This window comes from Oceanicella actignis (assembly GCF_008124525.1).
Classification (GTDB): domain Bacteria; phylum Pseudomonadota; class Alphaproteobacteria; order Rhodobacterales; family Rhodobacteraceae; genus Oceanicella; species Oceanicella actignis.
The window spans coordinates 138037-159687 of record NZ_VNHJ01000005.1; the positions used below are offsets into that span (position 1 = coordinate 138037).

The following is a 21651-nucleotide window of genomic DNA, read 5'->3' on the forward strand; positions in this document are numbered from 1 at the left end:
GCGCTCAGGCTTCGAAGGCGTCCTTCCTGTGGCAGGGGTTGAACTCGGTCCTGCCTTCGGCGTTCACGCGCATGCGCCAATCCTGCGCGCAGAAGCCGCGGATCTCGTCCTGCGAGAAGGCGCTCAGCGGCTTGCCCTCGTAAAGGCGCGGATCAGGCGCCATGGCCGACGCCTCAGCCGCCGCGACGGACTCCTCGGCCGGCTGGGCGGCCGGCGCCGCCGGGGCGGGCGCCGCGCCGACATTCTGCGCGACCGTCGTCGCCGGCTTGGCCTCGGGGCAGCGCTTCATGGTCATGGCGCGCTCGATGGCCTCGTATTCGCCCTTGAGATGCGCCAGCTCGCTCTTCTCGTCGCCGGCGGCCAGCATGAACAGGGCGGGCCAGAACAGCACCAGCCCCACGCCCACGGCCACCGCGTCGCGCGTGGCGGCGTCGTTCTGCGCGTCGGACAGCTCGGCGACCTTGCGCGAGATGTTCAGCCGCTCGGCCGCCAGGGTCGGGCAATCGAAGCCGGCGTAAAGCTGGGGCGAGCGGTAGGCGGCGGCGACGTCCTCGGCCTTCTTGGCGCAGGCGGACAGGACGAGCGCGGCGCACAGGCCGGCCGAAACGGCGGCGCGGCGGCGGGAAGCGGCGGGAAGGATCAAATCCGGGTCTCCTTATCGGCGCCAAGGGCGCGTTCATGAACCCGGAATGGATACGTTAGGGGAACATTCCCGGCAACCGCTTTCCGTCGTTCAGGCCGCCGCGCGTCCGGCCAGCGAGTTGGGCATCGCCTCGACGATCTCGACCGGCACGATGCGGCCGACCTGCTCGGCGCCGATGTCCAGATGCACCGCCTGAAGCCAGGGCGAGCGGCCGACCATCTGGCCGGGCAGCCGGCCGGGCTTTTCGATCAGCACCGGCACGGTGCGCCCGACCATGGCGCGCTGGAACTCGGCCTGGTGGCGGGCCAGCAGCGCCTGAAGCCGGTGCAGGCGGTCGGCGGCGACTTCGTCGGGGACCAGCTCGCGCCCCGCGGCGGGGGTGCCGGGGCGGGGCGAGTAGCGGAACGAATAGGCCGAGGCGTAGCGCACCGCCTCGCACAGGGCGAGGGTGTCGGCGAAATCCTCTTCGCTCTCGCCGGGGAAGCCGACGATGAAGTCGCCCGACATGGCGATGTCGGGCCGCGCGGCGCGGATGCGCTCGATCAGGCGCAGATACTGCTCGGCCGTGTGGCGGCGGTTCATGGCCTTGAGCACGCGGTCCGATCCCGACTGCACCGGCAGGTGCAGATAGGGCATGAGCTTGTCCACCTCGCCATGGGCCGCGATGAGGTCGTCGGTCATGTCGTTGGGGTGCGAGGTGGTGTAGCGGATGCGCGCCAGCCCGTCGATGCGCGCCAGCTCGCGGATGAGCCGCGCCAGCGTCCATTCGCCGTCGGGCCCCTGGCCGTGATAGGCGTTGACGTTCTGCCCCAGCAGGGTGATCTCGACCACGCCGCGCTCGACCAGCTCGCGCGCCTCGCGTAGGATGCGCTCGACGGGGCGCGAAACCTCGGCCCCGCGGGTGTAGGGCACCACGCAGAAGGCGCAGAACTTGTCGCAGCCCTCCTGCACCGTCAGGAAGGCGGCGGGCGCGCGCCGGGCGCGCGGGGCGGGCGGCAGGTGGTCGAACTTGTCCTCGGCGGGGAATTCGGTGTCCACGCCGCCCTCGCGCACCAGGCGCGGCAGGCGGTGATAGGCCTGCGGCCCCACGGCGAAGTCGACCAGCGGCTGGCGGCGCATGATCTCTTCGCCCTCGGCCTGGGCGACGCAGCCGGCGACGCCGATCTTCAGATCCGGGCGCGCCTGCTTGAGCGGGCGCAGGCGGCCCAGCTCGGAATAGACCTTCTCGGCGGCCTTCTCGCGGATGTGGCAGGTGTTCAGAAGGATAAGGTCCGCATCCTCGGGCCGGTCGGTCGGCTCGTATCCCTCGGCGGCCAGGGCGCCCGTCATGCGCTCGGAGTCGTAGACGTTCATCTGGCAGCCGTAGGTCTTGACGAAAACCTTGCGCGTGCGGGCCATGCGTTCCTCGCCTTGTTCAACGGCCTTGCGGCGCAGGAGCCCAAGGCGCCCGCGCCGCGTCTGGTGCTGCGTGCATACATCCGGCGGGCGCGGCGCGCAACGCGCCGCGGGTCACTCGGCCGCGGCTTCGGCCTTGGCCGTCTTGGCCGCCGCCTTGGTCCCGGCCTTGCCCCGGCCCTTGGCGGCGCCGGCGGGCTTGCGCCCGAGGCCGATCTTGCGCGCCAGCTCCTGCCGCTTGCGCGCATAGGCGGGCGCGACCATGGGATAGTCGGCCGAAAGGCCCCATTTGGCCCGGTATTCGTCGGGGGTCATGTTGTAGGCCGTCTTGAGGTGGCGCTTGAGCATTTTCAGCTTCTTGCCGTCCTCGAGGCACACGATGTAGTCGTCATGCACCGATTTCTTGATCGGCACGGCGGGGACCAGCTCTTCGGTCTTCTTGGGCGCGTCTTCGGCCAGTTCCGACAGCTTGTCGAACACCGACTGGATGACGGCCGTCAGGTCGTTCGGCGAGACGGGGTTGTTCGAGACATGCGACGCCACGATTTCCGCAGTCAGGGACAGAAGTTCAGACTTGTCTACAGCGCGATCTTCAGACATTCGGCCTCTCTTGCCGCGATGCGCGCGGCGTCGGACAATTCGTTGCATGGGCGGATCGACGGGGGAAGGCGTCGATCTCTACTTCTGATTATTTGAAAAGCGCGAACTCGTCAATTCGCAGAGGGTGAAAAGGTCGCGTCTTCGCGACCGTTTTCGCCCTGGCGCAACTTGCGCGTCATCAGAACCGCGTCGATGCGCGCGCCGTCGGGGCGCGAATAGTAGCGCGGGCGAAGTCCGGCGCGCGCATAGCCGGCCGACCGATAAAGTCCCAGCGCGGGCGCGTTGTCGGCGGCGACTTCAAGATGCGCCGTCCGCGCGCCCATCGCCGCCGCGCGCGCCTCGAACGCGGCCAGCAGCCCGCGCCCGGCCCCGCGCCGGCGCGCCCCGGGGGCGACGGCCAGCATCAGCAGCTCGGCCTCGTCCGCCGCGACGCGGCCAAGGGCGAAGCCGTCCTGCGCTGCGTCGAGAAGCAGAAACCCGCCCGGCGCCGCGGCCAGATCGGCGATGGCGCGCGCGCTCCAGGGCTCGTGCGGAAAGGCGGCGGCGTGGATGGCCGCGGCGCGTTCGGCGGCGTGCGCGGCGCTCTGTTCGGCGGGCGGGGCGGGGGGCATGGTCAGTCCAGCATCGGGGGCGGCGCCTCGGCGGGCGGCGCCGCGTCGGCCGGGCGCAGATAGATCGGGGCGGGCCGCTCGCGCGGGTCGGCGCCGGCGGCGAGGCGCGCGATGGCGACGGGATCGGGGGCGTCGCCCGCCGGGCCGGGGCCGGCGACGAAGGCCGCGCCCAGCGCGCGGGCCGCCTGCGCGCCGCCCTCGCGCGCGCCGGCCACGGCCGCGAGCTGCAGCGCGCGCCATCGCTCGGCGGCCTCGGCCGGCGTCAGGGCGGCGGCCGGGGCCAGCGGCGCGCCGTCCGCGGCGAAGGGCTGGGCCAGGATCTGCCCGCGCCGGCCCGCCGCGACCGCCAGCGCCGCGCGCCCCGGCGTCAGCGCCGCATGCAGCGCCGCAAGGCGCGAGACCCCGACCGCCGGGCGCCCGAGCGCCAGCGCCAGCCCGCGCGCCAGCGCCACCGCGATGCGCACGCCGGTGAAGTTGCCCGGCCCGATGCCCACCCCGATGCGCGCAACGTCGTCCAGCGCCGCGCCGGCCTCGGCGCGCAGCTCTTCGATCAGCAGCGGCAGGCGTTCGGCCTGGCCGCGCTCCATGGCCTCGGCGCGCGCGGCCAGGACGGCCTCGCCGCGAACGAGCGCGGCCGCGCAATGCGCGGCCGAGCTGTCGAAGGCCAGGATGAGCGGCGCGTCAGACATTCACGCCGACGGGGCGCACCTCGGTCACCTCGGGAATGTAGTGACGCAGCAGGTTCTCGATGCCCATCTTGAGCGTCATGGTCGAGGACGGGCAGCCCGCGCACGCGCCCTGCATGTGCAGATAGACCACCCCGCGGTCGAAGCCGTGGAAGGTGATGTCGCCCCCGTCCTGCGCCACGGCGGGGCGCACGCGGGTGTCGAGCAGCTCCTTGATCTGCTCGACGATGCGCGCGTCGGGGCCGTCATGCGCGGCGTGATCCACCGCGCCGCCGGCGCCCTGGATGGCGGGCTCGCCGGACTGGTAGTGCTCCATGATCGCGCCGAGGATGCCGGGCTTGAGATGCGCCCATTCCTGATCCTCGGCCTTGGTCACGGTGATGAAGTCCGAGCCGAGAAAGACGGCGGTCACGCCCTCGACCGCGAAGATGCGTCGCGCCAGGGGCGACGCGGCGGCCGCCTCGGCCGAGGGGAAGTCGGCCGCGCCCGTCTGCATCACCGGCTGGCCGGGCAGGAACTTGAGCGTGGCGGGGTTGGGCGTGGATTCGGTCTGGATGAACATTGGCGCCTCCGTTTCGCACCTGATTTGGACCCGTTGCGCGGCGAATTCAAGCGCCGCGGCGCGTTGGGTCAGCAGACCATGTCCAGCTGCTCTTCGCTCATCGAGCCCGGAACCACGGTGATGGGCACCGGCATGCGTCCGGCCATGCGCCCGGCCAGCTGGCTGACGAGCGGGCCGGGGCCGTCGCCCTCGGCGCCCGCGCCCAGCACGAGCACGCCGATCTGCGGGTCCTCGCGGATCTGGGCCAGGATCTGCTCGACGGCCTCGCCCTCGCGGATCACGAATTCGGGCATGACGCCCGCCGTTTCGCGCAGCGTCTCGGCCAGCTCCTGAAAGCGGGCCTCGGCGGCCTCGCGAGCCTCCTGGCGCATGACTTCGGCGACGCCGATCCAGTGCTGGAACTCTTCCGGGCGGATGACGAACAGCATCTGCACGCCGCCGCCGGTCTTGGCCGCGCGGCGCGCCGCGAATCGGATCGCGTTGAGGCATTCGGGCGTTTCGTCCACCACCACGAGGAATTTGCGCACTGCGTCATGCTCCGTGCCGTTGCGCGGGCGCCAAGGATGACCGATCCGCGCCGCCCGCGCAACGCCGCGCGCCGAGCTTGCGCGGCGCCGGGCCTCAGCCGCGGGTGCGCAGCAGGCCGACCAGCTCCTTGGTGCGGGCCAGGATCGGCGCGGCGATCTCTTCGGCGCGGGCGGCGCCGTCGGCCAGGATGCGGTCGAGCTCGGCCGGATCGGCGGCCAGCTCGCGCATGCGCGCGTTGATCGGCGCCAGCCGCGCGACCGCCAGCTCGGCCAGGCGCGGCTTGAAGTCGCCGAAATTGCGCCCGCCGAACTCGGCCAGCACCTGCTCGGGCGTCTGGTCGGCCAGCGCGGCGTAGATGCCCACCAGGTTGCGCGCCTCGGGGCGCTCGGCCAGGCCCTCGACCGAGTCGGGCAGGGGCTCGGGGTCGGTCTTGGCCTTGCGGATCTTGCGCGCGATGGCGTCGGCGTCGTCCGAGAGGTTGATGCGGCTCATGTCCGAGGGGTCGGACTTGGACATCTTCTTCGTGCCGTCGCGCAGGCTCATCACGCGGGTGGCCACGCCCTCGATCAGCGGCTCGGGTTCGGGGAAGAAGCCGGGGCAGCCATAGTCGTTGTTGAACTTGACCGCGATGTCGCGCGTCAGCTCGAGATGCTGCTTCTGGTCCTCGCCGACGGGAACATGGGTGGCGTGGTAGGCCAGGATGTCGGCCGCCATCAGCACGGGATAGTCGTAGAGCCCCACCGAGGCGGCCTCGCGGTTCTTGCCGGCCTTGTCCTTGAACTGCGTCATGCGGTTGAGCCAGCCCACCCGTGCCACGCAGTTGAAGATCCAGGCCAGTTCGGCATGGGCCGAGACCTGGCTCTGGTTGAACAGGATCGACTTCGCCGGGTCCAGGCCGCAGGCGATGAAGGCGGCGGCCAGCTCGCGCGTGGCGCGGCGCAGATCCGCCGGGTCGGGGTTGGTGGTCAGCGCGTGCAGGTCGACCATGCAGTAGATCGTCTCCCAGCCGCGCTCCTGCAGTTCGACGAAGCGCTTGACCGCGCCCAGATAGTTGCCGAGGTGCAGGTTGCCCGTCGGCTGGACGCCCGAGAAGACCCGCGTCGGGCGGGGGGCTGGGGCGGTGTCGGTCCGGGCTTCGGTCATGTCCGTTTTCCTCTTGTGCCTGGCGCGTCCGCTCGGCCTTATGAGGCGGCGCGCCCCCCCGGTCAAGCCGTGCGGGCGCGGCGGTTGCGCCGGCCATCGGCGCGCAGACGAAGAGCGCCATGTTCCAGCTGCCCACCTTGCCGCCCCTTCGCCCCGGCCAGCGTCCGGTCCTGTATCTGTTCGCCGCGGTCATGGCCGCGCTCGAGCTGGCGTTCCAGCTGTCGGATGCGGGCGTGCTGGAGCCGGGTCTGCGCATCGCGGCCTTTCGCCGCTTCGCCTTCTTCGACCCGTGGTTCGACGCCTGGCTGGCGGGACGGCCGGTGCCGCCGCAGACGGTCTGGACGCTGCTGACCTACGCCTTCCTGCACGGGGGCGCGACGCATTTCCTGATGAACTGCGCGGCGATGCTGGGGCTTGGGCTGGTGACGATTCGCATTTTCGGCGCGCTGATGTTCCCGGCGCTGTTCGCGGTCACGGCCGTCGGCGGGGCGCTGTGCTTCGGGCTGCTGAGCGCGACGGACGTTCCCATGGTCGGCGCTTCGGGCGTGGTGTTCGGCCTGATCGGCGCGGTGAAATATGTCGAGTATATCTACGTCTTCGGCCATGGCGGCGGATCTAGGGGGGCGTTCCTGCGCTCGATCGGCGGGCTTGTCGCAATCAACCTGGTGCTGATGGTGCTGGCGGGCGGGATGCTGGCCTGGGAGGCCCATCTGGGCGGCTTCCTGGCCGGTTGGGCCGCCGCCTGGGCCGCGGCGGCCGTGCGCCGCCTTCGCGGGGCCTGAGGGGGCGGGCAAGGGCCGCTGCAGCGCGTCGCAGGCAGGCCCGCCGGGCTGCGCGCGGCCGCCGGAGCGCGGCGGGGCTTGGGCGGGGTTTCGGGCGGCGGGACGGCGGCGGGGCGGCGCTTGGGCCGACAAGGGCGCCGGCGCCCGGCGCCGCCATGCCCGGCCGGCCCGCGCATGCGGCTTCGGCCGGCTTTCCGCCGCCGCGGGGCCGGCTGCCGGCGGCGATCGGAGCGCGTCGTCCGGGCGCCGGCTTCGCGCCGCGGGTCGGGCCGCCGCCGCTCGGGAAGGCGGCGCTCGGGCTGGGCGTCTCAGCCCCGCCGCAGGGCGGCGCGCAGCTCGGCCGGGCGCATGGCGCCCAGCGCCCACGCCGCCGCGCCGTAAAGCGCCGCCGACGCGGCCACCAGACCCGCCAGCGCCGCATAGCGCCAGCCGGGCGCCTCGAGCCACGGGGCGGCCGCCGTCGCCATGCCCGCCGCGCCCAGCCCCATCAGCGCGCTGGCCGCGGCAAGGCGCGGGGCGCGCCGGCGCAGCCGCGCGTCGGGCTCGGCCGCGCCGCCGAAGGCGCGCGCGCCTCGCCACAGCAGCAGAAGGTTCAGCCACCCCGCGGCGGTCGTCGCCAGAGCCGCCGAAAGGTAGCCGATCGCCGGCGCCAGCCCGATGGCGATCGCCGCATTCGCCGCCATGCCCCACAGCGCGAAGCGGAAGGGCGAGCGCGTGTCCTCGCGCGCGAAATAGATGGGCTGGACGACCTTTTGCAGCGTGAAGGCCGGCAGGCCCGCGCCGTAGATCGCGGCCGCCAGCGCGGTGGCGGCGACGTCTTCGGGGGCGAAGGCGCCGCGGCCGAACAGCACGCCGACCATCGGGCCGGGCATGGCGATCAGCGCCGCCGCCGCCGGAAGGGTCAGCGCCAGGGCGAATTCGGCCGCGCGGTTGGCGCTTTCGCGCCCGCCCGCCGCGTCGCCCGCGCGCAGCCGGCGCGCAAGGTCGGGCAACAGGACCACGCCGATCGCCACGCCCACCACCCCGAGCGGCAGCTGGTAGAGCCGGTCGGCGTAGTAGAGCCAGGCCACCGCGCCGTCGAAATACGAGGCCACCTGCCGCCCGACCACCAGGTTGATCTGCACCACGCCTCCGGCCAGCGCCGCGGGCAGGGCGACGATCGCCAGGCGCCGCAGCTCGGGCGTCAGGCGCGGCCGGCGCAGGACAAGCGCCATGCCCGCGCGCCGCGCGGCCGCGCGCACCAGCGCCAGCTGCGCCAGCCCCGCCGCCAGGCAGGCCCACGCCAGCACGGTTCCCGCATGCAGCCGCGCGGGCGCGTCCGCGCCGGGCGGGCCGACGGCGGGCAGGGCGCTCAGCGCCCCGGCCGATTCCAGCGCCAGCGCCGCGATCAGCACCACGTTCAACAGCACCGGCGCCGCCGCCGCCGCCGCAAAGCGCCCGAGCGAGTTCAGCACCCCCGAGAACAGCGCCGCGAGCGAGATGAAGAGGATGTAGGGAAAGGCGATGCGCCCCAGCGCCGTCGTCAGCTCGAGCCGCGCGTCGTCGGCGAAGCCCGAGGCCAGCGCCAGCACCAGCCACGGCATGGCCAGCTGCGCCGCCAGCGTGAAGCCGATCAGGATCGCGGTCAGCGCCGACAGCGCGTCTTCGGCGAAGGCGCGGGCGGCCTCGGGGCCCTCGCCCTCGAGCCGCTTTGCGAACATCGGCACGAAGGCCATGTTGAACGCGCCCTCGGCGAAGAAGCGGCGGAAGAGGTTGGGCAACGAGAAAGCGACCACGAAGGCCTGCGCCGCCGGGCCCGAGCCCAGCGCCGCGGCGATCATCACGTCGCGCGCAAAGCCCAGCACGCGGCTGGCCATGGTCCAGAGCCCGACGGTGGCGAAGGCGCGGCCCAGGCGCGGCGCGCGGATCATCGCCGCCCGCCCCGCCTTGCGCCCCCATCCTTGCCGCCGCCCGCGCCCGGGCCGCCATCGGCGCCGCCGTCTTCGGGCGGCGCGGCGCGCGGCGCGCGGCGTCGGCCCTTGGCGCCCCTGGGCGCGGTCTCGGCCGCAGGGGCGTCGGCGCTCGCGGTCGGCGCGCGCGGGGGCGGGGCGGCCGCGCCCGTCTCGCCGCTTGCGCCCTCGGCGGCCGCGCCGCGGCGGGGGGCGCGGCGCGCGCGGGTCCGGGGGGCGGCGTCTTCTTCCGGCGTCGGGGGCGGAGCGGCTGGCGCGCCCGTTTCGGTCCCGGCTTCGGCGACGGGCGAAGCGGCGCGGGCCGACGCCCGGCGCGCGGTCTTGCGCGCGCCCTTCGCCGCCGGGGCCGCGCCCGGGGCCGAGCGAGCGGCCGCGCCCGTCGCCTCGTCCTTGGCCTCGCCCTTGGCGGCCTTGCGGCGCGCGGGGCGGCGGGCGGGCTTCGCCGGCGCCGCGCCGGCCCCGGCCCCTTCGCCGGGCGCGGCCGAGGCGCCGGCGGGCCGCTCGTCCTGCGAGGCGGCGGCGTCGATGGCGGCGCGCAGGCGCTCTTCGATGGCGCGCATCTTGGCGGGGTTGCGGATCTTCAGCCCGAACAGATCCTTGACGTAGAACACGTCCACCGCCTGCGCGCCGTAGGTGGCGATGATGGCCGACACGATCGAGACGTTGCTGGCCGTCAGCGCCCGCGTCAGATCGTGCAGCAGGCCGATGCGGTCCTGGGTGTCGACCTCGATGACGGTGTAGAGATCCGAGCTTTCGTTGTCGAAGACCACGCGGGTGGGCACGCGGAACTCGGACACGCGCTTCTTGAGCTTGCGCTTGGGCTTGAGCGCCTCGCGCGCGACCACCTCGCCGGCCAGCGTGCGGTCGATCGCGCGCCGCAGCCGGTCGAGCCGCGCGGCGTCGTAGGGCCGCCCGCCGGGGTCCTGGATCCAGAACACCGAGCACGCATATCCGTCGGCGGTGGTGAAGGTGCGCGCGTCGACCACGTTCGCCCCCGCCAGCGCGATGGCGCCGGCCATGCGGCTGAAGATGCCGGGATGGTCGGCCATGTAGAAGCAGGCGCGCGTGGCGTCGCGGCTGGGATCGGCGGTGATGTCCGAGGCCACCGCGTCGTCGCGCGCGATGCGCGCAAGGCGCGCGAACACCGCCTGGATCTCGGGACGCAGGCCCAGCCAGTAGGCGGCGTAGTGGCGGTTGATCTCGGCCTCGATCTCTTCGGCGGTCCAGTCGGTCAGCAGCTCGCGCAGGGCGGCCTTGGCCTCGTCCACGCGCTCGGCCTTGGTCTGGCGGTCATGGCCGCCGGTCAGCGCCTCGCGGGTGTCGCGGTAGAGCTGGCGCAGAAGCTGGGCCTTCCAGTTGTTCCACACCCCCGGACCCACGGCCATGATGTCGCATGCGGTCAGCACCAGCAGCAGCTTGAGCCGCTCGGGGCTGCGCACCACGTCGGCGAAGGCGCGCACGGTGGCGGGGTCCGAGATGTCGCGCTTTTGCGCCACGTCGGACATCAGCAGGTGGTGACGCACCAGCCACTCGACGGTGGCGCTGTCGGCCTCGTTCAGGCCAAGGCGCGGGCACAGGCGGGCGGCGATCTCGGCGCCGACCTCGGAATGGTCGCGCGGCTGGCCCTTGCCGATGTCGTGCAGCAGAAGCGCGACGTAAAGGACGGTGCGGTTCACCCCCTCGGCCAGGATGCGCGAGGCGATGGGCAGGGCGTCCTTGCGCTCGCCGCGCTCGATCTGGCTGAGGATCGAGATGGCCAGGATCGTGTGCTCGTCCACCGTGTAGTGGTGATACATGTTGAACTGCATCATCGCCACGATGCGCGCGAATTCGGGGATGAACGCGCCCAGAAGCCCCGTCTCGTTCATGCGCCGCAGCGCGCGCTCGGGATTGCCGTGCCCGAGCAGCAGGTTCAGGAACATCTGGTTCGCGACCGGATCGGCGCGCATGGCGTCGTCGACCAGATGCACGCTGGCGGCCATCTTGCGCAGGGCCGCCGGGTGGATGAGCGCGCCCGTGCGCATGCCCTCGTCCAAGAGCCGCAGCATGTTGAGCGGGTCCTTCTCGAAGGCGTCGGGATCGGCCAGGTCCAGGCGCCCGTCGCGCAGGCGGAAGGGGCCCTCTCCGCGGCGCAGGCCGAAATGGAAGGCGCGCACCAGCGCCCCGAGGCCGGGGCGGCGCTTGACGTGCCGGGCCTCGAGCGCGGCGAGGAAGATGCGCGTCAGCTCGCCCACATTGCGCGCATGGCGAAAATAGGCCTGCATGAATCGCTCGACCCCGCGCTGGCCCTCGGCGTCGTCGAAGCCCATGCGGCGCGCGACCTCGACCTGCTGGTCGAAGGTCAGCTGATCGTTCGCGCGCCCGGCGGCGTAGTGCAGGTGAAAGCGCACCGTCCACAGGAAGTCGGCCGCCTCGGAGAAGACGCGGCGCTCGTCCTCGTCGAACACGCCCTTTTCGACCAGCGCCTGGGGCGTGGCGGCGTGATAGAGGTATTTGGCGATCCAGTAGAGCGTCTGCAGATCGCGCAGCCCGCCCTTCGATTCCTTCACGTTCGGCTCGAGCAGATAGCGCGAGCCGCCGTGCCGCTCGTGCCGGCGCGCCCGCTCCTCGAGCTTGGCCTCGACGAATTGCGGGCCCGTGCGCTCGAACAGCTCGGACCACAGGCGCTGGTCGAGCTCGGCGTGCAGCTCCATGTCGCCGCAGATGAAGCGCTTTTCCAGAAGGGCGGTGCGGATGGTCACGTCCTCGGCCGCAAGGCGCAGGCAGTCGTCGATCGAGCGCACCGCGTGCCCGACCTTCAGCCGCAGGTCCCACAGGATGTAGAGCGTGCTTTCGACCACGTTCTCGACCCAGGCGGTCTTCTTCCACGGGGTCAGGAACAGAAGGTCCACGTCCGAATGGGGCGCCATCTCGAAGCGGCCATAGCCGCCGACGGCGGCGACGGTCAGCCGCTCGCCGGTGGTGGGGTTGTGCAGGGGGTGCAGCCAGCGCAGGCTGACCTCGACCGCCAGGCGCACGATCTCGTCCGTCAGCCGCGCCACGGCGCGCGAGGCGGGGGCGCCGGCCATGGGGCGCGCCTCGAAGGCGGCGCGGATCGCCTCGTGCCCGCGCTCGAGCTTCTCGCGCAGGATCGCGGTGGCCTCGGCGCGCAGCACGTCGGCGCGGCCCTCGGCGGCCTCGGCGGCGGCGGCCAGCCGCGCCAGCGCGTCGTCGCGGTCGATGATCCGCTCGACGGGCAAGAGCAGCTCGCCGCCCGATTCGGCCGGGCGTTCGGCGGGTTCGGCGCCGGGGGCGGCGACGGGGCTGCGCCCCTCCTCGTCCAGATGCGGCTCAGACGCCGGGAGCGCCAGGCGCGGCGGCGGGGGCGGGGTCGATGACCGTGAACCCATCTTCGTCAACCTCCAGCACCGCCAGCGCGCGTTCGTTCAGGCCGTCCGGGGTCAGGCGGAAGGCCCCCATGGCCCCGATGAAGCCGCGCGGGTCGGTCAGCGCCTCGGCCGCGAAGGGCGCGTCCAGCCCCTCGGCGCGCGCGCGGCGCAGCATCGTCGCGGCGGCGACGACCGCGTCGTGCCCCAGGGGCGCAAGCGCGGTCGGCGGCCGACCATAGGCGGCGGCGAAGCGCTCTGCAAACGCTTCGAGCGGCGCCGGATCGGGAGCGGCGAACCAGCCGCCGCGCAGCGCCGGCTCGCGCAGCGAGGCGGGGTCCTGCCAGCCGCTCAGACCCAGATACTTCACCTCGCGCGGCGAGACGCCGTGATAGTTGAGGAACGCCGCCGCGGCGCTCAGCCCCTGGCCCTGGTCGGGCAGCGCCACGGCGTTCGCGCCCGCCGCCAGCAGCTGCGCGGCGAAGGGCTCGGCCGCCTCCTGGATGCCCTCGAAGCTGCGCTCATACGCCGCCGCCGCCACCACCGAGGCGCCGTGCCGCGCCGCCGCCGCGCGCAACGCCGCGCGGGCGGTCTGGCCATAGGCGGTGTCGGGGTGGAACAGGGCCAGCGCCGGCAGCCCCTGCGCGGCGGCGTAGCCGACGATGCGCTCGGCCTCGGTGCGCGGCAGGCTGCCCAGCAGCCACAGATTGCCCCCCGCCACCTCGGCCGTGGTCGAGAAGGCGACGACGTTGAGCCCGCGATCGGCTACGGCCTGGGCCGCGGCGCGCGCGTTCTGGGCGAAGAGCGGGCCGAGGATCAGCGCCGCGCCCTCGTCGGCGGCCTTGCGCGCGGCCTCGGCGGCGCCGTCGGGCCGGCCGCCCGTGTCGAGCACGCTCAGCCGCAGCCCCCGCTCGCCCGATTCGCGCGCCGCCAGCTGCGCGGCGTCCGCCAGGCCCTGCGCCTCGAGCCGCCCGCGCGGGTCGCCGCCCGTCAGCGGAACCAGCAGCGCCACCTGCACGGGGCCGCGCGGATCGACCGCCGCCGGCGCGGCCGCGCCCGGCTGCGCGGGTCCCTGCGCGATGGGCCCCGAGGCCGGCGGGCGCGGCTGTCCGCAGGCGGCCAGAAAGGCCGCGGCTCCGAGCGCCAGCGCGCCCAGCGCGCGGCGGCGAATGCACTTGAGTCGAGCGTTGCGCATGTTACCCCTCTTGTTCGACCGGCGGCGATGCGCCATGACCCCGCCCGGGGTCCGATGCCGGGCGCAGTATGGAGCGAATTGTGGCGGCAAGAAAGCCGATGGAGCGGACATCGCCCGCCGACGCGCCGGACGCCGGCGCCGCGGCCCCCGAAGCGCCCGTCGAAGCGCCCGTCGAAGCGCCCGTCGAGGCGCCGCTCGCGCCGGGGCTTTACGTGGTGGCGACGCCGATCGGCAATGCGGGCGACGTCACGCTGCGCGCGCTGGACGCGCTGCGGCGGGCCGACGTCATCGCCGCCGAGGACACCCGCGCCGCGCGACGGCTGATGGAGATGCACGGCGTGCCGCTGGGCGGGCGGGCGCTGATCGCCTATCACGACCACAATGGCGAGCGCCGCCGCCCCGAGCTGCTGCGCCGGCTGGCCGAGGGCGCAAGCGTGGCGCTGGTGGCCGAGGCGGGCACGCCCATGATCTCGGATCCGGGCTACAAGCTGGCGCGCGAGGCGGCCGAGGCCGGCCACGCCGTGACCGCCCTGCCCGGCGCCAGCGCGCTTCTGGCCGCGCTGTGCGTGGCGGGGCTGCCGACCGACCGCTTCATGTTCGCGGGCTTCCTGCCGACGCGCCGCGCCGCGCGCCGCGCCGCGCTCGCGCCGCTGGCGGCGATCCCGGCCACGCTGGTCTTCTACGAGGCGCCGCGGCGCCTGGCCGAAAGCCTTGCCGACATGGCGGCGGCCCTCGGTCCGGCGCGCCAGGCCGCCATCTGCCGCGAGCTGACCAAGCGCTTCGAGGAGGTCCGCCGCGGCGCGCTGGGCGCGCTGGCCGCCGAGCTGGCCGCCGAGCCCGCGCCGCGCGGCGAGGCGGTGGTGGTCGTGGGCCCGCCCGCCGCCGCCGAGGCGCCGCGCCGGGACGAGGACGCGCCGGAGCTGGACGCGGCGCTCGCGCGCGCGCTGAAAACCATGTCCGTCAAGGACGCGGCGCGCGAGGTCGCCGCCGCCTTCGGCCTGCCGCGCAAGACCGTCTACGCGCGCGCGCTGGATCTGGCCAGGGGCGACCGGCCGGCGGCGGACGCCCCCGCGCCGGACGAAGCCGAGGACCCGGATGCGTTGGACGCGCCCGCAGCCCCGCGCGGCGCCCGCGGCGAGGGGCGGGCGCCCGAGGGCGGGCGCCTCGGCGGCGAGCCGGCGCGCGACGAAACGGCGCGCCGGCGCGGCCGGGGCGCAAGGGACGAGCGGCCATGAAGGCCCCCGCCTCGCAAGCCTCCGGCGGCGGCCCCGCGCCCGACGCGCCGGGCGGAGCTCGAACCGGGATCCGCGCGACCGCCGGGTCCCGCGCGCGGCGCGGCCTGCGAAGCGGCGTTCGGTCCGGCCCCGGCGGCGGCGTGCGAGCCGGCCTGCGCGCCGATCTTCTGCCGGGCGCCCGAGCCTGCGTGCGAGAGGGCTTGCGCAGAGGCGGCGGCCTTGCGCCCGACGCGCCCGGCGGATGCCCTGCCGAGGCGCGATCGGGCGCCCGAAGCGGCGCGTGGCGCCGATTGCGAAGCGGGGCTCGTTCGGCCGCCCGAGCCTGCGCGCGGCGCGGAATGCGAAGCGGATTGCGCGCCGCCGTCCTTGCCTGCGTCCGGGCCGGTCCTGGCGGCGGCGTGCGCACGGGCGCGCGGCCCGGGGGCGCGGCCCGCTCGCGCGCGCGAAAGCGCCGTGGCTGCCGGGGCGCGATCGCCGTCCGGTCGTGCTTGCGGACCGGCGCCGCGACGTCGGCCGCCCCCGCAAGCCCCATCCTCGCAAGCCGCACCCCCGCAAGCCCCGTTCCGGCAAGCGCCGCCGGCCCCTGCGCCGGCGCGCCGCGCCGCGCCCTTCGCGCGGCGACGCCGGCACCCGTCAACGACCTTTCCGAGGGAACCTGCCCATGAGCCTTTCCGTCGCCATCCAGATGGACCCCATCGCCGGCATCGACATCGACGCCGATTCGACCTTCCGCCTGGCCGAAGAGGCGCAGGCGCGGGGGCATCGCCTGTTCTACTACCACCCCGACGACCTCGCCTGGAACGAGGGGCGCGTGACCGCGACGGGCTGGCCGCTCGAGGTGCGCCGACGCAAGGGCGACCACTTCGCGCTGGGCGAGCGGCGCACCGTGGATCTGGCCGAGCAGGACGTGGTGCTGCTGCGCCAGGACCCGCCCTTCGACATGGGCTACATCACCACCACCCACCTGCTCGAGAAGATCCACCCGCGCACGCTGGTGGTGAACGATCCCTTCTGGGTGCGCAACTGCCCCGAGAAGCTGCTGGTGCTGGACTTTCCCGACCTGACCCCGCCGACGGCGATCGCCCGCTCGCTCGAGACGCTGCGCGCCTTCAAGGACCGCCACGGCGACGTCATCCTCAAGCCGCTCTACGGCAATGGCGGGGCGGGGGTGTTCAAGCTGGCCCATGCCGACGCCAACCTCAACGCCCTGCACGAGCTGTTCTGCGGCATCAGCCGCGAGCCGCTGATCGTGCAGAAGTTCCTGCCCCAGGTCGAGCGCGGCGACAAGCGCGTGATCCTGGTCGACGGCGAACCGGTCGGCGCCATCAACCGCGTGCCCGCGCCGGGCGAGACGCGTTCGAACATGCATGTCGGCGGACGCCCCGAGCCGGTGGCGCTGGATGCGCGCGACCGCGAGATCTGCGCGCGCATCGGCCCCCTTCTGCGCGAGCGCGGGCTGATCTTCGTGGGCATCGACGTCATCGGCGGCATGCTGACCGAGATCAACGTCACCTCGCCCACCGGCATCCAGGAGCTGGAGCGCTTCGACGGGGTGAACGCCGCGCGCCTGATCTGGGAGGCGATCGAGGCGCGCCGTGCCGCGCGCTGACGCCCGGCCCGGCGCCGCTGAAAGGAATTGAACGGCGCGGGGCGATGCGTCACATTTCTTTCTCCGAAACATGCGACAAGGCGTCGCCGCCCGTCCGGGCGGCGCGCGCAATCAGACAGGGAGAAGAACGCATGGCCAGATCCACCCTTCGCGCCGTCGCGGCGCTGGCCGGCGCGGCGCTGGCGCTGGGCGCGGCCTCGGCCTCGGCCGAGACGCTGCGTCTGCTGACCTGGGGCGGCTACGCCCCCGACGACGTCGTCGCCATGTTCGAGAAGGAGACCGGCCACAAGGTCGAGGTCACGCTGTCGAACAACGAAGAGATGATCGCCAAGCTGCGCGCCACCGGCGGCGGCGGCTTCGACCTGGCCCAGCCCAGCCAGGACCGCATCGCCGGCGCCCAGGCCGAGTTCGGCATCTACAAGCCGCTGGACCTGTCGCGCATCGACGCGGCGCAGTTCATTCCCTCGATGCTCGAGGCGACCAAGCGCAACACCACCGTGGACGGCAAGGTGTATGGCGTGCCGCATGTGTGGGGCACCTCGGGGCTGGTGGTGAACAAGGCCAAGGCGCCGGGGGTGAAGGATTACCTCGACCTGTGCGACCCGGCCTTGAAGGGCCGCGTCAGCTACCGGCTCAAGCGCCCGACGCTGATCGCCTTCGCCTTCGCCATGGGCGAGGACCCCTTCGCCGCCTATGCCGACCCCGACGCCTACAAGGCCATTCTCGACAAGGTCGAGAAGAAGCTGGTCGAGTGCAAGGCGAACGTGAAGACCTACTGGTCCGGCGGGGACGAGATCCTGAACCTTCTGCGCTCGGGCGAGGTCTGGGCCGCCATGGCCTGGGACACCGGCGGCTGGAAGCTGAACGCCGAGAACCCCGACATCACCTTCGTCGCGCCCGCCTCGGGGGCGCTGGGCTGGATCGACACCTTCGCCCTGCCCAAGCGCGGGCGGGCCGACGACGCCGCCTACGCGTGGATCAACTTCGTCATGCGGCCCGAGATCGCGGCGCGGATCACCGCCTCGGCGGGCAACTTCACCGCCTCGAAGGGGGCGGACGCCTTCGCCGATCCCGCGCTCAAGGCCCGCTTCCAGGCCAGCTTCCCGCCCGAGGCGATCGACAACATCAAGTGGTATCCGCCGGTGCCCGCCGGGCTCGAGGCCATGGAAGGCGCCGTGCTGGACCGCGTGAAGGCGGCGCAGTAAGACGCCGCGGCAACGCTTGTGCGACGATCCGGGGCCGGGCGGCCGCGCGCCGCCCGGCCCCGCCATGAAGGTCAGGAGAGCGGATGACCGACACCCCCGATCTCGAGGCCGTCCGGCTGACGCGCCGCTTCCAGGACTTCACCGCGGTGGACGAGGTCAGCTTCGCCGCGCCGCCGGGCAGCTTCTTCTCGATCCTCGGCCCCTCGGGCTGCGGCAAGACCACCCTGCTGCGCATGATCGCCGGGTTTCTCGAGCCCAGCTCGGGCGCCTTGCGCATCAAGGGCCGCGACATGGTCGGCGTGCCGCCCAACCGCCGCCCCGTGGCGATGGTGTTCCAGCACCTGGCGCTGTTTCCGATGATGGATGTCGGGCGCAACGTGGGCTTCGGCCTGCGCCAGCGCCGCGTGCCCTCGGCCGAGATCGAGCGCCGCGTGGCCGACGCGCTCGAGCGCGTCGGTCTGCCCGGCTTCGAGCGTCGGCGCGTCGATCAGCTGTCGGGCGGGCAGAAGCAGCGCGTGGCCATCGCCCGCGCCATGGTCATCGAGCCGGCGCTGCTGCTGCTGGACGAGCCGCTGGGCGCGCTGGACCTGAAGCTGCGCGAGCACATGAAGGTCGAGCTCAAGCGCCTGCAGGAGACCTTCGGCGCCACCTTCGTCTACATCACGCACGACCAGTCCGAGGCGCTGGTGATGTCGGACCAGGTGGCGGTGATGAATCGCGGCCGCTTCGAGCAGATCGGCCCGCCGCAAGAGCTTTACTACAACCCGCGCACCGCCTTCGTCGCCGGCTTCGTGGGCGACGCCAACCGCCTGCGCGGCAAGGTGCTGAGGCGCGAGGGCGACGCGGTCGAGGTCGCCGACCCCGCCGGTCCGCCCCTGCGCGCGGCGGCGGCCTCGGCCGGGCTGGCGCCGGGCGACGAGGCCGAGCTGTTCGTGCGCCCCGAGGCGATCCGCGTCTCGCGCCAGGCCGAGGACGTGGCGGGCATGGACAACGTCTTCGCCTGCGAGGTGCGCGACATCCTGTTCAACGGCGCCAACAGCCGCATCAACGCGCGCGTGGCCGGTTCGGCGCGCGAATTCGACGTCGCCGCCCCGCAGACGGGCGAGTTCGCCGACCTGCGCCGGGGCGAGCGCATCCACATCGGCTGGAACGCCGCCGCCGCGCGCGCCTTCGCCGCCGAGCCCGCCGAGCCCGGCAAGGCGCAGGCCGAGGAGGGCGCCGCATGAGCCGCCCGGCGGGCCGCCTGACGCTGATCCTTCTGCTGGCGCCGCTGCTGCTGTGGCTGACGCTGCTCATCGTCATTCCCCACGCGGCGATGCTGTTCGTCTCGCTGCGCGAGCGGGTGGGCGTGGGCGAATACGCCTTCGGGCTGGGCAACTACCTGACCTTCCTGGCCGAACCGCTCTACTGGAACACCTTCGTGCGCACCGCCTGGATGTCGGTGCTGGCGACGGCGCTGACGCTGCTCATCGGCTTTCCGGTGGCCTGGCACATCGCCAAGATCGCGCGCGGGCGCGCGCGCCAGGCGCTGTTCCTGGCGTGCCTTGCGCCGTTCTGGGCCTCGGAGCTGGTGCGCACCTATGGCTGGATGATCCTGCTGCGCGAAAGCGGCGTGTTCTCGGCGGTGCTGCAATGGGCGGGGCTGGCCGAGGGTCCGGTCGAGATGCTTTACAACGACGTCGCGATCATGGTCGGACTGGTCTACACCTCGATGCTGTTCATGGTGGTGCCGCTGGTGACGACGCTCGACAGCCTGGACGACAGCCTGATCGAGGCCGCCTACGACCTGGGCGCCTCGGGCTGGACCATCCTGCGCGAGATCGTCATTCCCCATGCGCGGCCGGGCATCGCGTCGGGCTGCATCGTGGTGTTCATGATGTCGCTGGGCAACTACCTGACGCCGATCCTGCTGGGGGGCAAGAGCTCGCTCTGGTTCACGGGGCTGATCTACGACCAGTTCATCACCCGCTTCAACTGGGAGCAGGGCGCCGCCTTCGGCTTCCTGCTGCTGGGGCTGTCCTCGGCGATCGTGTGGGCCGGGCTGCGGCTGTCGGGGCAGTCGCTGCGCTCGGCGATGGCGCGGCCATGATCCCCGGCATTCCCCAGCCCCGCGCGCTGCGCTGGCTGTGGCGCGCCTATGTGGCGGCGTTCTTCGTCTATCTGGCGCTGCCGCTGGTCGTGGTGTGCGTCTTCGCCTTCAACAAGTCGCAATTCGCGGCGCTGCCCTGGAACGGCTTCACGCTGGACTGGTTCATCGGCGACCAGCGCCCGTGGCTGGGGGTGTTCAACGACCGCGGCATTCTCGAGGCGCTGAAGATCTCGGCCATCGTGGCGTTCTGGGTCTCGGCGGCGTCGGTGTCGGTGGGGGTGACGACGGCCTTCCTGTTCGTGCGCCACGACTTCCGCTTCAAGCAGACGCTCTACGTCCTGATGCTGCTGCCGCTGGTGATCCCCGGCATCATCCTCGGCATCTCGATCCTGGTCGAGACCAGCTATCTGGCCAACTGGCTCGAGGACGCCACCGGCCTGTGGTTCGACGGGCTGCGGCCGGGGCTGACGCTGGTGGTGCTGGGGCAGTTCGCCTTCATCGCCACCTTCGCGACGCTGGTCATCTCGGCCCGGCTCGAGAAGTTCGACCGCAGCCTCGAGGAAGCGGCGCTCAATCTCGGCGCGACGCCGCTGGGGGCGGTGCGGCAGGTGACGTTGCCCTATCTGGCGCCGGCCATCGTGGGGGCGGCGCTGGTGTCGATGCTCATGAGCTTCGAGAACTTCAACACCACGCTGATGCTGGTCGGCTCGGACGCGCCGCTGACGATCGAGATGTTCGACCGCATGAAGCAGGGCTCGACGCCGGTGCTCAACGCGGTGTCGCTGCTGCTGATCCTGGCCTCGTCGGTTCTCGGGGGCGTCGCGCTCGCGCTGCGCCGCGCGCGATGACGGGGGCGGCGAAGGGGGAGGGCGGGCGCACGCTCTTCATCCATATGGGTCAGCCCAAGACGGGCACGACCTGGCTTCAGGCGGCGCTGCGCCTGAGCCGCGACGCGCTGGCCGCGCAGGGCGTCGCCTATCCGCCCGCGCCGGGCGGCGAGCCCGACGACCCCGCCGCCATCACCTCGGGCAACGGCAAGGGGCTGCTCGACGGCCCGCAGGCGCTGGCCGCCCGCCTGGCCGAGGCGAAGGACGCGCGCGCGGCGCTGTTCTCGAGCGAAAGGCTGCAGGACGCGCTGCTCGACCTGCCCGACCCGTCCTTCATCGCGCATGAGGCGGCGCGGGCGGGGTTCGCGCGCATCGAGGCGCTGCTGTTCATCCGCGATCCGGTCGAGCATGCGGCGTCGCTCGGCCAGCAGCGCGTCAAGCGCCATGGCGCGACCGAGGGCCCCGACGCCCTGATCGCGCGCTTCGACCAGCCCGCACGCGCGGCCGAGGCGATCGCGCGCATCGCGGCGCTGGATGGGACCGCCGGCGTGCGGGCCAGGTTGACGGTGCGCAACTATTCGGTCTGCCGGCGGGCGCTGCTGCCCGAGCTGGCCGCATGGCTGGGCGCGCCGCCCGAGCTCTTGCGCGCGCCGCCCCTGGCGCGGGCCAACCGGGCGCTGACGCGGTCCGAGCTGGCGCTGCAGCTGCGGCTCAATCGCGCGCTGGCCGACGCGCCCGACGCGGCCGCGCGCATCGGCGCGGACGCGTTCTGTCAGCGCGTTCCCGACATCCCCGCCGGCCAGAGCGCCGATCCCTTCCGCGCCTCGCCCGAGGCCGAGCGGCGGATGCTGGCGCGTCTGGCCCCGGCGATGGCGCGGGTCGACGCCTTCGTCGCGCCCGAGCATCGCTATCGGCCCGAGCGCGCGCGCCCGCCCGCCCCGTCGCCCGAAGCCGCGGCGGGGCACATGTTCGACGACGCGCAGCTCGACGCGCTGGCGGGCGGCGTCGCCGACGAGGTGCTGCGCCTGCGCGCCGAGCTTGCGCGGCTGCGCGCCGCGCCCGAACAGGGGCTGGGCGCGCGGCTTCTGGCGCGGGCGTTGTTGCGCCGGCTGGGGATGCTGGCGCGCGGCCGGGCGCGCTGAGGGCGGCGCGGGGCTGGAGTCGTCCGGCGCGCGATGCTAACGCAAGGGCCCCCTCGGCCACCGCGCCGCAGCGAAGGAGGATCGA

The 21651-nt window shown here is 73.5% G+C and carries 17 protein-coding genes and 2 pseudogenes; 8 read left to right on the forward strand and 11 right to left on the reverse strand.

Going from position 1 to position 21651, the window contains the following annotated elements; translation table 11 throughout:
* Positions 1-4: 4 nt before the first annotated feature.
* From LY05_RS09005 to trpS, 8 genes are all read right to left on the reverse strand, one after another.
* Positions 5-643, reverse strand: coding sequence for a hypothetical protein (locus LY05_RS09005; RefSeq protein ID WP_148922909.1), 639 nt, complete (start codon positions 641-643; stop codon positions 5-7).
* Between the two features lie 90 nt (positions 644-733).
* Positions 734-2041, reverse strand: a complete 1308-nt coding sequence (miaB, locus tag LY05_RS09010) for a tRNA (N6-isopentenyl adenosine(37)-C2)-methylthiotransferase MiaB (RefSeq protein ID WP_148922910.1) — start codon at positions 2039-2041, stop codon at positions 734-736.
* Positions 2042-2152: 111 nt separating this feature from the next.
* Entirely contained in the window at positions 2153-2638 is a 486-nt protein-coding gene (locus tag LY05_RS09015; RefSeq protein ID WP_148922911.1) for a Ros/MucR family transcriptional regulator, read from the reverse strand.
* Positions 2639-2748: 110 nt separating this feature from the next.
* Positions 2749-3249, reverse strand: coding sequence for a GNAT family N-acetyltransferase (locus tag LY05_RS09020; RefSeq protein WP_148922912.1), 501 nt, complete (start codon positions 3247-3249; stop codon positions 2749-2751).
* A 2-nt stretch (positions 3250-3251) separates the two neighbouring features.
* The gene (tsaB, locus tag LY05_RS09025; protein ID WP_148922913.1) at positions 3252-3938 is read right to left on the reverse strand and encodes a tRNA (adenosine(37)-N6)-threonylcarbamoyltransferase complex dimerization subunit type 1 TsaB; all 687 of its coding nucleotides are present in this window, start codon (positions 3936-3938) and stop codon (positions 3252-3254) included.
* On the reverse strand, positions 3931-4497 hold the full coding sequence (locus tag LY05_RS09030) for a NifU family protein (RefSeq protein WP_148922914.1): 567 nt from the start codon (positions 4495-4497) through the stop codon (positions 3931-3933). The genes tsaB and LY05_RS09030 overlap by 8 nt, the downstream gene beginning before the upstream one ends.
* Positions 4498-4565: 68 nt before the next feature.
* On the reverse strand, positions 4566-5024 hold the full coding sequence (locus tag LY05_RS09035; RefSeq protein ID WP_148922915.1) for a universal stress protein: 459 nt from the start codon (positions 5022-5024) through the stop codon (positions 4566-4568).
* A gap of 94 nt (positions 5025-5118) precedes the next feature.
* Entirely contained in the window at positions 5119-6168 is a 1050-nt protein-coding gene (gene trpS, locus LY05_RS09040; RefSeq protein WP_148922916.1) for a tryptophan--tRNA ligase, read from the reverse strand.
* Positions 6169-6287: 119 nt separating this feature from the next.
* On the opposite strand from trpS, the gene LY05_RS09045 reads away from it, so the two are divergent.
* Positions 6288-6950 (forward strand): rhomboid family intramembrane serine protease, encoded by a 663-nt coding sequence (locus LY05_RS09045; protein ID WP_148922917.1) that lies wholly within the window; start codon positions 6288-6290, stop codon positions 6948-6950.
* 308 nt (positions 6951-7258) lie between these two features.
* Here the strand turns inward: LY05_RS09045 and murJ are convergent, their stop codons facing one another.
* The 3 genes and pseudogenes from murJ to LY05_RS09060 form a co-directional block, all read right to left on the reverse strand.
* Positions 7259-8857 (reverse strand): murein biosynthesis integral membrane protein MurJ, encoded by a 1599-nt coding sequence (murJ, locus tag LY05_RS09050; RefSeq protein ID WP_148922982.1) that lies wholly within the window; start codon positions 8855-8857, stop codon positions 7259-7261.
* A 548-nt stretch (positions 8858-9405) separates the two neighbouring features.
* Positions 9406-12288 (reverse strand): annotated as a pseudogene (locus LY05_RS09055) ([protein-PII] uridylyltransferase); the annotation flags it as partial.
* Positions 12230-13459, reverse strand: coding sequence for a penicillin-binding protein activator (locus LY05_RS09060; protein ID WP_170258922.1), 1230 nt, complete (start codon positions 13457-13459; stop codon positions 12230-12232). The gene LY05_RS09060 and the pseudogene LY05_RS09055, both read right to left, overlap by 59 nt.
* A 98-nt stretch (positions 13460-13557) precedes the next feature.
* Here LY05_RS09060 and rsmI point away from each other — a divergent pair.
* From rsmI to LY05_RS09095, 7 genes and pseudogenes are all read left to right on the forward strand, one after another.
* Positions 13558-14499 (forward strand): annotated as a pseudogene (gene rsmI, locus LY05_RS09065) (16S rRNA (cytidine(1402)-2'-O)-methyltransferase); the annotation flags it as partial.
* 856 nt (positions 14500-15355) lie between these two features.
* Complete coding sequence (gene gshB / locus LY05_RS09070) at positions 15356-16303, forward strand: glutathione synthase (RefSeq protein ID WP_148922921.1); 948 nt, start codon at positions 15356-15358, stop codon at positions 16301-16303.
* Positions 16304-16434: 131 nt separating this feature from the next.
* Positions 16435-17508, forward strand: a complete 1074-nt coding sequence (locus tag LY05_RS09075) for an extracellular solute-binding protein (RefSeq protein ID WP_148922922.1) — start codon at positions 16435-16437, stop codon at positions 17506-17508.
* An 83-nt stretch (positions 17509-17591) separates the two neighbouring features.
* Positions 17592-18734, forward strand: a complete 1143-nt coding sequence (locus tag LY05_RS09080) for an ABC transporter ATP-binding protein (protein ID WP_148922923.1) — start codon at positions 17592-17594, stop codon at positions 18732-18734.
* The gene (locus tag LY05_RS09085; RefSeq protein ID WP_072747371.1) at positions 18731-19597 is read left to right on the forward strand and encodes an ABC transporter permease; all 867 of its coding nucleotides are present in this window, start codon (positions 18731-18733) and stop codon (positions 19595-19597) included. The genes LY05_RS09080 and LY05_RS09085 overlap by 4 nt, the downstream gene beginning before the upstream one ends.
* Positions 19594-20445, forward strand: coding sequence for an ABC transporter permease (locus LY05_RS09090; RefSeq protein ID WP_148922924.1), 852 nt, complete (start codon positions 19594-19596; stop codon positions 20443-20445). Before LY05_RS09085 ends, LY05_RS09090 begins: the two co-directional genes overlap by 4 nt.
* Positions 20442-21566 (forward strand): hypothetical protein, encoded by a 1125-nt coding sequence (locus LY05_RS09095; protein ID WP_170258924.1) that lies wholly within the window; start codon positions 20442-20444, stop codon positions 21564-21566. Before LY05_RS09090 ends, LY05_RS09095 begins: the two co-directional genes overlap by 4 nt.
* The last annotated feature ends 85 nt before the right edge of the window (positions 21567-21651 follow it).

Excerpts from the sequence above, each read along its gene's own strand:
- miaB (WP_148922910.1), bottom strand. The coding sequence starts at position 2,041 with ATGGCCCGCACGCGCAAGGTTTTCGTCAAGACCTACGGCTGCCAGATG.
- LY05_RS09015 (WP_148922911.1), bottom strand. The coding sequence starts at position 2,638 with ATGTCTGAAGATCGCGCTGTAGACAAGTCTGAACTTCTGTCCCTGACT.
- LY05_RS09020 (WP_148922912.1), bottom strand. The coding sequence starts at position 3,249 with ATGCCCCCCGCCCCGCCCGCCGAACAGAGCGCCGCGCACGCCGCCGAA.
- tsaB (WP_148922913.1), bottom strand. The coding sequence starts at position 3,938 with ATGTCTGACGCGCCGCTCATCCTGGCCTTCGACAGCTCGGCCGCGCAT.
- LY05_RS09030 (WP_148922914.1), bottom strand. The coding sequence starts at position 4,497 with ATGTTCATCCAGACCGAATCCACGCCCAACCCCGCCACGCTCAAGTTC.
- trpS (WP_148922916.1), bottom strand. The coding sequence starts at position 6,168 with ATGACCGAAGCCCGGACCGACACCGCCCCAGCCCCCCGCCCGACGCGG.
- LY05_RS09045 (WP_148922917.1), top strand. The coding sequence starts at position 6,288 with ATGTTCCAGCTGCCCACCTTGCCGCCCCTTCGCCCCGGCCAGCGTCCG.
- LY05_RS09060 (WP_170258922.1), bottom strand. The coding sequence starts at position 13,459 with ATGCGCAACGCTCGACTCAAGTGCATTCGCCGCCGCGCGCTGGGCGCG.
- gshB (WP_148922921.1), top strand. The coding sequence starts at position 15,356 with ATGAGCCTTTCCGTCGCCATCCAGATGGACCCCATCGCCGGCATCGAC.
- LY05_RS09075 (WP_148922922.1), top strand. The coding sequence starts at position 16,435 with ATGGCCAGATCCACCCTTCGCGCCGTCGCGGCGCTGGCCGGCGCGGCG.
- LY05_RS09080 (WP_148922923.1), top strand. The coding sequence starts at position 17,592 with ATGACCGACACCCCCGATCTCGAGGCCGTCCGGCTGACGCGCCGCTTC.
- LY05_RS09085 (WP_072747371.1), top strand. The coding sequence starts at position 18,731 with ATGAGCCGCCCGGCGGGCCGCCTGACGCTGATCCTTCTGCTGGCGCCG.
- LY05_RS09090 (WP_148922924.1), top strand. The coding sequence starts at position 19,594 with ATGATCCCCGGCATTCCCCAGCCCCGCGCGCTGCGCTGGCTGTGGCGC.
- LY05_RS09095 (WP_170258924.1), top strand. The coding sequence starts at position 20,442 with ATGACGGGGGCGGCGAAGGGGGAGGGCGGGCGCACGCTCTTCATCCAT.